Genomic DNA, 9,132 nt, shown 5'->3' on the forward strand with positions numbered 1-9,132 from the left:
TTGAAGAAATTTGTTATATTCATTGCAGTTACTGACTTTCATTCTTATTGGCATATTTTTCCTTTGTCGGCTAAATATCTATTTTATAACAAATTCCATCAGTAACTGCCTGTTCTTTCCTTGAGTGGTGCAACAAAGCCATCCCAGTGTCTGGGCACTGGGATGACAACAAAGGGGCTACTTGAACAGAGGCTATTTAGGTAACAAGAGGTGACAAGAAAAGAAGCGCTGGTTTCATACGTACCTGAACACTTATCCTGCATGTAATAAACATGATCAAAAAGCTATTCATACAGTACACATCTCTCCGTTAATTTATCAATAAGTTTTTTATCCACGTGGAATCAAAGGGTATAATATCTTATAGCTTATTGTTTACACCTATTTCAGCATAAAAATTATTGTGGGGCTTGATTTTATACATATCACTACACATAATAGGTTTTAGTGTAAATTAGTAATATGCATCCAATCATATACTTACTTAACCTGTTACTTGATCTTTACAGCTTCGTTCTAATATGCTCAATTGCTCTCGATTTGTTGATTAAATTGAATGTAGTTAACATGTATAATGAGATTGTAAGCAGCATAATGCAAACTTTAAACAGACTTACCCATCCTCCACTAAAGGTTATCAGAAGGTATATACAACCATTCAATGGATTAGATTTATCCGTGATGATATTGATAATAGCAATTCACTTTGTAAAATATACAATTACTTATTACTTTAAGTAGATGTTAAAAAAACAGCTAAAATCAGCGATATACTTGTCACTATTAATGTATATATATATATCGGTTTTTAGCTATAATTATAAAGATCCATCCTTAAATACAGCTACAAATCAGGAAGTAACAAATTTGGGCGGAGTAGTAGGTTCATATTTAGCTGATATATTGGTTCAATTTCTTGGACTCGCTAGTATTACAATAGCTACAACCATAGTTTACTTTTTAATTTTCAGAGCATCATTGCTGAAAATTATCTACCTAACGTTAATCAATGTAGCAATATATGCTATATTGTCGCAACTTTCGCTTGGCATTACTGCTAGATACATGCACGGTGGAATAGTCGGTAATGCTCTAATTGACCACTGCCCGTTTTACATATTCACAGTAGTAGCATCAATAGGTATTGTAGGATTGATTGGTTGGAAGAGAACGGTTTATTCTTTGCTTTTCCTATGTAAAAAAATATTTTCCCTTTTTACAAAGGTTCTGTTTTTCAGGTTACGTAAAACTACTGATTATTCAATAGCACCATTAGTAGTAGAGGAAAAATATATAACCACTAAACAACAACCGAAAGAAAGAAAGAAAAAAGCTGCCGAAGAAATTGTTAAACCACCTTCTAGCGAGTTTGAGTTTCCAAGCATTCACTTACTTTCCAAAGCAGAAGAATCTTTGCAGAGAAAACAGTTGAATGCATTAGAGAGCAATAAGAATTTATCTCTGCTCGAACAGGTTCTGAGTGATTTTGGCGTGCAAGGAAAAATTATAAGTGTATGTTATGGACCGGTTGTGACTTTATACAAACTTGAACCACAAGCAGGTACAAAATCTGCAAGAGTGATTGGTCTTGCAGATGATATTGCACGTTCAATGAGTGCACTTTCTGCACGTATTTCAATAATTCGTGGACAAAATGCCATGGGAATAGAATTGCCAAACAAGGAGCGAGAGATTGTAATGCTGCGTGATTTACTTGAATCGCCAGAATACCAAAATGCAAACTTAAATCTTCCAATTGCGCTTGGCAAGGAAATAAGCGGAAAACCAGTTATTGCAGATCTGACTAAAATGCCCCACTTGCTTGTTGCCGGAACTACAGGGTCAGGTAAGTCGGTTGCAATTAACACGATGATTCTGTCGCTTGTTTATCGACTAAGTCCTGATGAATGCAAGATGATAATGATCGACCCCAAAATGCTCGAGCTTTCAATATATGATGCAATACCGCATCTAATAACGCCAGTGGTAACAGAGCCAAAAAAAGCTGTTATTGCTCTTAAGTGGATAGTGAAAGAGATGGAAAATCGCTATCGCATGATGTCATATTTAAATGTGCGCAATGTAATAAACTATAATCAAAAAATTACAGAAGCGATGAATAGCGGAATAGAGTTGGAGCGCGTTGTACAGATTGGCTTTAACTCAACAACGGGTAAACCTTTATTTGAAAAAATACCACTTAAAATGGAGACATTTCCGTATATTGTGGTGATCGTAGATGAAATGGCAGATTTAATGCTTGTTGCTGGCAAAGATATAGAATGCTCTATTCAACGTTTAGCTCAGATGGCTCGTGCTGCAGGAATACACATCATAATGGCAACACAACGCCCATCTGTAGATGTGATAACAGGTGTGATAAAAGCAAACTTTCCAACGAGAATTAGTTTTGCTGTTACTTCTAAGATAGATAGCCGTACAATACTTGGTGAACAAGGGGCCGAACAGTTACTCGGTATGGGTGATATGCTTTATATGGCCTCTGGTGGTAAGATTATTCGAGTGCACGGTCCATTTGTAAGTGATGATGAGGTGCAAAATATAGTTGATCATCTGAAAACGCAAGGTGAGCCAAACTACATGGAGGAAATCACTCAAGAAGATGAAAATTCTTTCGCGGAATCAGAAGGTGAAACAGAAGATGAAGAGAACGATCTATACAAGCAAGCAGTGGCCATCATTCAGAGAGATCAAAAGGTTTCAACTAGTTACATTCAAAGGCAACTTAGAATAGGCTATAACAGAGCTGCAAATATTGTTGAAAGAATGGAGAAAGAAGGTATTGTCAGTGCTCCGAGTTACTCAGGAAAGAGAGAGATATTGGTAGAATAACCCTTAACTTAAACCAAAGAAAGTTATTTTAAGATCAATAGATCTCTTGCATAACTGGAATTCAAAAGTTCCAGCGCATGACCAGATATTTCTTATTGGATCCCAGTTGTATAGTGTTTAATACTAAATTAACTACTAAAAACGTACAATAGTAATATATTAATTAGCTAGGGGGTTAAAAATGGGTATAACCAAATTTGTATTCGGTTTTGATAAATCGGATGTAACAGCATTGCAGGAAAGTCAAAATATTGATGCTAAAAAGTTTCAAGAAGTATTTAGCGCATTAAAAGAATGGCAAGAAGCTCAAAAGATAGATGCTAAACAGTTTGAAGAGGTATTTAGTGCATTAAAAGAGTGGCAAGAAGCTCAAAAGATAGATGTTGAGCAGTTTGAAAAAGTTTTTGGTGCATTAGAAGACAAGATTGGTACTGAGCAGTTTCAAGCTATGCAAGAGCACTTAAGCGGCTTGCAAGAAAAATTTACAGGCTTAGAAGAAAAAGTAGAAACATTTGCAGACATGGTAGGGGGACAAGAACAAGCAATACTAACTTGTGCCATAGTCAGTGCTGTTGCTGCAATAGCTGTAACTAGTTTTGTTGCATTCTGTATCTATCAGGGAGTTAAGCTTGATAAAGAGAAGAAAAACGACTTGTCTCAAGATATGCCAAGCGGAAAGTTTAATAATGTGAATGATACCGAAAAACTGAAGAATAACTTACAGCAAGGAAGAGTGTAATGCTCTTCTTGAAAGGGTGTTACGTAAAATTTGTAACACCTTAAATTTCCTTTAGATTATGTAGGTTTTGGTAGTAAATTTTTTAGAAAGATGTTTGTATTATAAAGTTGGTAGAGATTCTGATTTACTTGAAGTTTGTTAATTGGTATCTTTTAAAGCACAATATTCACTATAGTATGCTTAAGATCTTTTCTAAAGTTTTATTTATATTAATACTTTTGGTTTCTAGTTTCTTTACTGTACATAATGTTGAAGCGAAGTCTAAGGTAAAGTTCAGTAAGAGGTACATACCTCCTGGTAACCCTGGTGGTGCAAACTTTCATGCAGACGAGGATTTTGCTGAGTCATATAAACTGTATGAGAAGCGTAGGGAGCTCCTCAAGAAAAAAAAGTTACAAGATCTAGCTATGAATAAAGAAGATCTAATCAAAAAATTAAAAGAAAAAAAAATTGCTAGCCTTGATAACGAGCCAAACAACGTGGGAGCTTGCATAGTTGAAGATGGGGAGGATGCTATGATCAATCAGCATGGTATTAATCTTGCACGTTTAAAGGGTGCTGTATTTATAGATCAAGAGCCAGTTTCTCAGTATGAAAGTAAGCAGCATAAAAGTGAACAACAAAAAGGGAAAAAAGTTACTTCAACACGAGAAAAAAAAGTTTCCCCTATAAATGTTACTATAAAAGAAAGTCCATCAAGAAGAACGTGCTCTCATGATTCTATTACTGATCTAAATAGAACAACACAGCATAGTTTAAATGGTTCAAGTTCATTTGGCAGTGTAGTTGACACAGTAAAATAGTGTCACGATTAATAATATGCTAGATAGAGACCTGACATTGAGTGATGATGCATATGAGTCATCGCCGGTTTCCAGGCATAAAACTCATACTGTAAAAGTTGGACAAGTGAAGATAGGTGGAAATAATCCTATAGTTGTTCAATCCATGGCACTTGGTGCACATATAGATTCTGACAACATAAAAAGTAGTGCTCAGAAATATGCAAAAGAAGTAATAGAACTAGCGCATGCAGGTTCAGAATTGGTGCGAATTGCTTTGAACTCAGAGGAAGTAGCAAAAGCAATACCTTATATAGTAGAGGAAATAAATAAAGAAGGCTTTGATGGTAAGATATTAGTAGGCTGTGGACAATATGAGCTCTACAGGCTGATTCAGGATTATCCAGACAACATTAAAATTCTGGGTAAAATTAGGATAAATCCAGGTAATATAGGCTTTGGTGATAAACGTGATGAAAAATTCGAAAAAATTATAGAGTATGCAATAACGCATGATCTTCCTGTCAGAATTGGAGTAAATTGGGGTAGTCTTGATAAGTACCTTTCACAAAAATTAATGGATGAAAACTCCTTATCTAGTAATCCAAAAACTTCTGATGTTATATTACGTAAGACGCTTGTAATGTCTGCTCTTGGTAGTGCAAAAAAAGCTGAAAAGATTGGCCTTAATGCAGAGAAAATAATCATTTCATGTAAAGTCAGTAGAGTGCAGGATTTAATTTTAGTTTATACGGCACTTGCAAAATCTTCCAATTATGCGCTGCATTTGGGTTTAACCGAAGCTGGTATGGGTAACAAAGGCGTAGTAAATACCACAGCAGGGCTTACTTATTTATTGCAAAATGGTATTGGAGACACTATCCGGGCTTCTTTAACTCAGCGCCCTGGTGAATCACGCACTAATGAGGTGGTAGTATGTCAGGAAATACTGCAGTCTATAGGTTTGTGCTACTTTAACCCTCAGGTGAGTTCATGTCCTGGTTGTGGACGCACAAGTAGCGATCGTTTTCGTATATTAACTGAGGAAGTAAATGGCTACATAAAAACTCATATGCCGGTATGGAAGAAAAAGAATCCTGGTGTAGAGTATATGAAAGTTGCTGTTATGGGATGCATAGTAAATGGTCCTGGAGAGAGCAAACATGCAAATCTGGGGATCAGCCTGCCTGGGTATGGAGAAAAACCTGTTTCAGCAGTCTACAAAGACGGCAAATATTTCAAAACTTTACAAGGTGATAATATTTTTGAAGAATTTAAGGAAATTATTAGTGATTATGTGGAGAAGCATTACACATAAGCCTTTCACAAGTTTGTACTTAGACTACATTCTGTTTAGTGAACGTCAAATGAGACAATAAAGAACGTAAATTTAAAAAATAGATAATAGGGTTTCTTCTGCCTTTTTTCTATTTGAGAAATTTTTTAATATTGAGATTGACTCTAAGTAGTATAGAGATGTTATTCCAGTATCAAGGACTGAAGTTTCCTGATCTACAATATTTGTACAGTTATGAAATAGACGTAATTTGACATAAAAAGCTTTACTTTTTGAAATTTTGGGTTACGTTTAATTTAACATATTTCAGTGGGGAATTTATTGTAGGTAGAAAGGAAGCTTTAAAAATATTAGGTTTTCAATCAAGCGATGCGCCCAGTGAACAAGAAATTAAATCAGCGTATAGAAAATTAGCCTTGAAATATCATCCTGATAAACATTCAGGTAAAAATGAGGTTGTGAAGAAACAAAATGAAGAAAAATTTAAGCAGCTAGGTTCTGCATATGAATTTCTTACTAAGGAAAGCATAGAAGAGGTTACAAATCTAACTGACGAAAATTTAAATGAAATTAATTCGCCTGGAGATTTGAGGTTTTACTTAAGTAGGGCTCTATATAATCAGGATATAAAGTTTCTTGAAAAGCTTTTTTCCAAATTCAAAAGCAGTAAAGATGGAAGATTTGGTGATTACATCAATGAAAAACTTATTTATATTTACTTTCCATTATCTATTGCTTTAATGCAAGCTAAAGATTCAAGAAATTATAGTATTTTGAAACTTCTTTTAGAAAATGGTGCTGATCCTAATATAAAGCTATTACATAATGAAGCTTCGTTATACTATTGTAGGGTTATCGATGACAGCAGAATTGTAGAGTTATTGTTACAATATGGTGCTGATCCTAATATGTTAGATAAAAATGGTAAAAATCCGTTGTTTAAAGCGTTTTTGTGTGATGATGATCATACTATGGAAATACTTTTGAAATATGGTGCTAATCCTAATATGTTAGATAAAAATGGTCGAGTTCCATTATATCAAGCAATCAATTGTGACAACGATAAACGCGAAAAATATGTAGAGTTGCTTCTAAAGTATGGTGCTGATCCTAATCAGAAGGTTAATGGCTCCAGAGTTATAGAGTGTGCTCCATATTTCACTAATAATGGTGTAATGAATTTGATTAAAACGCTTACTCTGCCATACGGTAACAATGATAAAGTTAAAAGGTTGATGGCTGAGTACGGTGGAGTTGATAGACGTTATCTACGTGATCAAACGATACTGACTTGTTGTTGCTTAACAGTAGCTTCTGCTACTTTTTTTAGTATAGCTTCTCCTTGGTGTTATATACCAACAGCAATATTTGCACTTGCCGCGTGTTTTTTCATTAAAAATGCTGTACATGCTGCATTTTTTGCAAAAGAACCTTCTACTGAGTTTACCGAAGCTAGAGCTTGTCCAGAGATTAGTAAAAGGCTATAATATCTAAAGTTTTAGTGCTGGGTAAAGATGAGAAAAAAGCATCCAGCAGACCTAAGTCAAAGGGAATGGACAAGAATAGAAAGCTACTCCAGAGTATCATACAGGAAAGGAGGAAGGTCGTCAAAGTATAGCAAAAGAGAAATATTAGAAGCAATTTTCTATGTATTGTGTATAGGTGTAAATGGCGGTATTTACTATGTGATGGGATACCAAGGAGAAAATTTAAAAAATCATATAAAGGAAGAATATGGTATGGATATTGAGATTGTCAAAAGGCCTTCATGTAGGTTCTAAGTCAACAAAGACACACCGCCTTAGCTACTACCAATGAGGGGTTTAAAGTGCAGCCAAGAAGGTGGGTTGTAGAAAGGACTTTTGCTTTAGGAATAGAAGACTATCGAAAGAATAAGATTTATTCACTGAAAATTTCATATATCTGGCTATGAGTAGAGTTATGTTAAGGAGAGAAATATGCTTGAATTTGCGAACAAGTTCTAATCATTAATGTTATACACGTTCTTTTCTTTTTCTATTCTCTCTTGTTCTTCAATACAATACATAGCAAGCGGATTAGCTTTAAGTCTTTCGACTCCTATTTCTTCTCCCGTTCCATCGCAGTAACCATAAATGCCTAATTTTATTTTTTCCAACGCCTCCTTAATTTTTTCTTTTCTATCTTTTCGGCGCTTAATTAATTCTCCATTTTCACTATCAGAATAAATACTACTATCTTCTAGATCTTGTTTCTCCAGTTCAGAGAGTATTGATTGTAACTTTAAGCTAAAGTATTCCAGTTGTTTTACGTTCATATATTCTTCATTTTCTGAAGGAACGTAATCTTCCGGTAACTTTATTTTTATTAATTTTTCCATAGCATTATCAATAAAATATATTAAAACTTATATAACTTGTAAACACAAAAAATTATACTACCCTCAAAGTAAACACTATAATTTATAATAAACATTTAAAATCCTGGTATGATTAGTTTGGTAAAAAAATTAGTAATAAATGATAATAATCTTACTTATATAGTATGTATTTTTATTATAATGTTAAGTTTATCTTCATATACACTTGAAAACAACAGTAAACAAGAAGTCATATTAACATTAACATGGATATGTGCTACATTTGTTTTGCAGATCTCTACAAATAATTTATTTACATCTGATTATCATGATGGAATATTAGAGCAAATCTTTTTACAGCCACTCTCTTCTAGGCTGATAGTTGCTTATAAAATCTTCGCTCACTGGTTGTTATTTGGGTTACCGATTTCAGTGATTTCTTTCATGTTCAGCTTTGCAATTCTAGGCAATAATATTGAACATTCAATAGCAGTTGGAGTGTCTTTATTATTTAATACGCTGATAATCATTAATATTTCAGCTACTGGAAATGCATTGATGATTGGTCGAAATAACTTAGCATCAGGAGTGTCGCAAATTCTTGTTTTGCCAATGATAATGCCAACTTTTGTATATTTCAAATTGCTAACTCAATTTGAAAATTTATCCTTGAATATTTATACACTACTAATCACCATCTTAGTTTTTGTCATTTTAATTGTTAACAGCACTATAACTACTCACATAGCATTAAAATTTGCTGTGGAGCAGGATTGAAAAAACTTACTAGTTATAGCACTTCTCATAATAGTCCAAAAAAGGTAAGATATGGATTTATAGTAGTGATGGTAAGCATGCCAGTAGCAAATAGTTATGACTTAAGGAAAAAGGTAATGGAAGCATTGGATGAAGGAGAGAGTGGAGAAACTGTTGCCAAGAGATTTAAGATTGGAAAAACAACTTTATATGAGTGGAAGAAAAAACGTGAGAAAACGGGAGATTTTCAATCAAAAAAGCTTGGAAGCGTGGCATAAAATTACCGACTGGAATGCATTTGCCGAATTTGCAAATGAGCAAGGTGGCAAAACTCAGTCAGAGATGCTGGGGCAATATTAGTAGACAA

At 34.2% G+C, this 9,132-nt stretch carries 8 protein-coding genes and 2 pseudogenes; 9 read left to right on the forward strand and 1 reads right to left on the reverse strand.

Annotated features, from left to right (window positions below; all coding sequences use genetic code 11):
- The first annotated feature begins 462 nt into the window (after nt 1–462).
- From ACJ5GX_RS00650 to ACJ5GX_RS00680, 7 genes and pseudogenes are all read left to right on the forward strand, one after another.
- On the forward strand, nt 463–741 hold the full coding sequence (locus ACJ5GX_RS00650) for a YggT family protein (RefSeq protein ID WP_082241856.1): 279 nt from the start codon (nt 463–465) through the stop codon (nt 739–741).
- Nucleotides 742–2,853: a DNA translocase FtsK gene (locus tag ACJ5GX_RS00655; protein WP_012481755.1), complete on the forward strand. Its 2,112-nt coding sequence runs from the start codon at nt 742–744 to the stop codon at nt 2,851–2,853.
- 181 nt (nt 2,854–3,034) lie between these two features.
- Entirely contained in the window at nt 3,035–3,592 is a 558-nt protein-coding gene (locus ACJ5GX_RS00660) for a hypothetical protein (RefSeq protein WP_007302667.1), read from the forward strand.
- Nucleotides 3,593–3,768: 176 nt separating this feature from the next.
- Entirely contained in the window at nt 3,769–4,395 is a 627-nt protein-coding gene (locus ACJ5GX_RS00665; protein WP_052264768.1) for a TRP75-related protein, read from the forward strand.
- Between the two features lie 16 nt (nt 4,396–4,411).
- Nucleotides 4,412–5,692: a flavodoxin-dependent (E)-4-hydroxy-3-methylbut-2-enyl-diphosphate synthase gene (ispG, locus tag ACJ5GX_RS00670; RefSeq protein ID WP_007302669.1), complete on the forward strand. Its 1,281-nt coding sequence runs from the start codon at nt 4,412–4,414 to the stop codon at nt 5,690–5,692.
- A 299-nt stretch (nt 5,693–5,991) separates the two neighbouring features.
- On the forward strand, nt 5,992–7,158 hold the full coding sequence (locus tag ACJ5GX_RS00675; RefSeq protein ID WP_373051521.1) for an ankyrin repeat domain-containing protein: 1,167 nt from the start codon (nt 5,992–5,994) through the stop codon (nt 7,156–7,158).
- 27 nt (nt 7,159–7,185) lie between these two features.
- Nucleotides 7,186–7,663 (forward strand): annotated as a pseudogene (locus tag ACJ5GX_RS00680) (transposase).
- Here the strand turns inward: ACJ5GX_RS00680 and ACJ5GX_RS00685 are convergent.
- Nucleotides 7,653–8,030 carry a TraR/DksA family transcriptional regulator gene (locus ACJ5GX_RS00685; protein WP_007302671.1) on the reverse strand — a complete coding sequence of 126 codons (378 nt, stop codon included), beginning with the start codon at nt 8,028–8,030 and terminating at the stop codon, nt 7,653–7,655. The pseudogene ACJ5GX_RS00680 and the gene ACJ5GX_RS00685 overlap by 11 nt on opposite strands.
- Before the next feature lie 108 nt (nt 8,031–8,138).
- On the opposite strand from ACJ5GX_RS00685, the gene ACJ5GX_RS00690 reads away from it, so the two are divergent.
- Together ACJ5GX_RS00690 and ACJ5GX_RS00695 are read left to right on the forward strand one after the other, a co-directional pair.
- Nucleotides 8,139–8,786 carry a heme exporter protein CcmB gene (locus ACJ5GX_RS00690; protein ID WP_007302672.1) on the forward strand — a complete coding sequence of 216 codons (648 nt, stop codon included), beginning with the start codon at nt 8,139–8,141 and terminating at the stop codon, nt 8,784–8,786.
- Nucleotides 8,787–8,863: 77 nt separating this feature from the next.
- Nucleotides 8,864–9,110: pseudogene (locus tag ACJ5GX_RS00695) on the forward strand (IS630 transposase-related protein); the annotation flags it as partial.
- Nucleotides 9,111–9,132 lie beyond the last annotated feature (22 nt).

The organism is Wolbachia endosymbiont of Tuta absoluta (assembly GCF_059414725.1).

Bases quoted from the DNA above. Each gene is read 5' to 3' on its own strand.
- ACJ5GX_RS00650 (WP_082241856.1), top strand. From the start codon at position 463: ATGCATCCAATCATATACTTACTTAACCTGTTACTTGATCTTTACAGC.
- ACJ5GX_RS00655 (WP_012481755.1), top strand. From the start codon at position 742: ATGTTAAAAAAACAGCTAAAATCAGCGATATACTTGTCACTATTAATG.
- ACJ5GX_RS00660 (WP_007302667.1), top strand. From the start codon at position 3,035: ATGGGTATAACCAAATTTGTATTCGGTTTTGATAAATCGGATGTAACA.
- ACJ5GX_RS00665 (WP_052264768.1), top strand. From the start codon at position 3,769: ATGCTTAAGATCTTTTCTAAAGTTTTATTTATATTAATACTTTTGGTT.
- ispG (WP_007302669.1), top strand. From the start codon at position 4,412: ATGCTAGATAGAGACCTGACATTGAGTGATGATGCATATGAGTCATCG.
- ACJ5GX_RS00685 (WP_007302671.1), bottom strand. From the start codon at position 8,030: ATGGAAAAATTAATAAAAATAAAGTTACCGGAAGATTACGTTCCTTCA.
- ACJ5GX_RS00690 (WP_007302672.1), top strand. From the start codon at position 8,139: ATGATTAGTTTGGTAAAAAAATTAGTAATAAATGATAATAATCTTACT.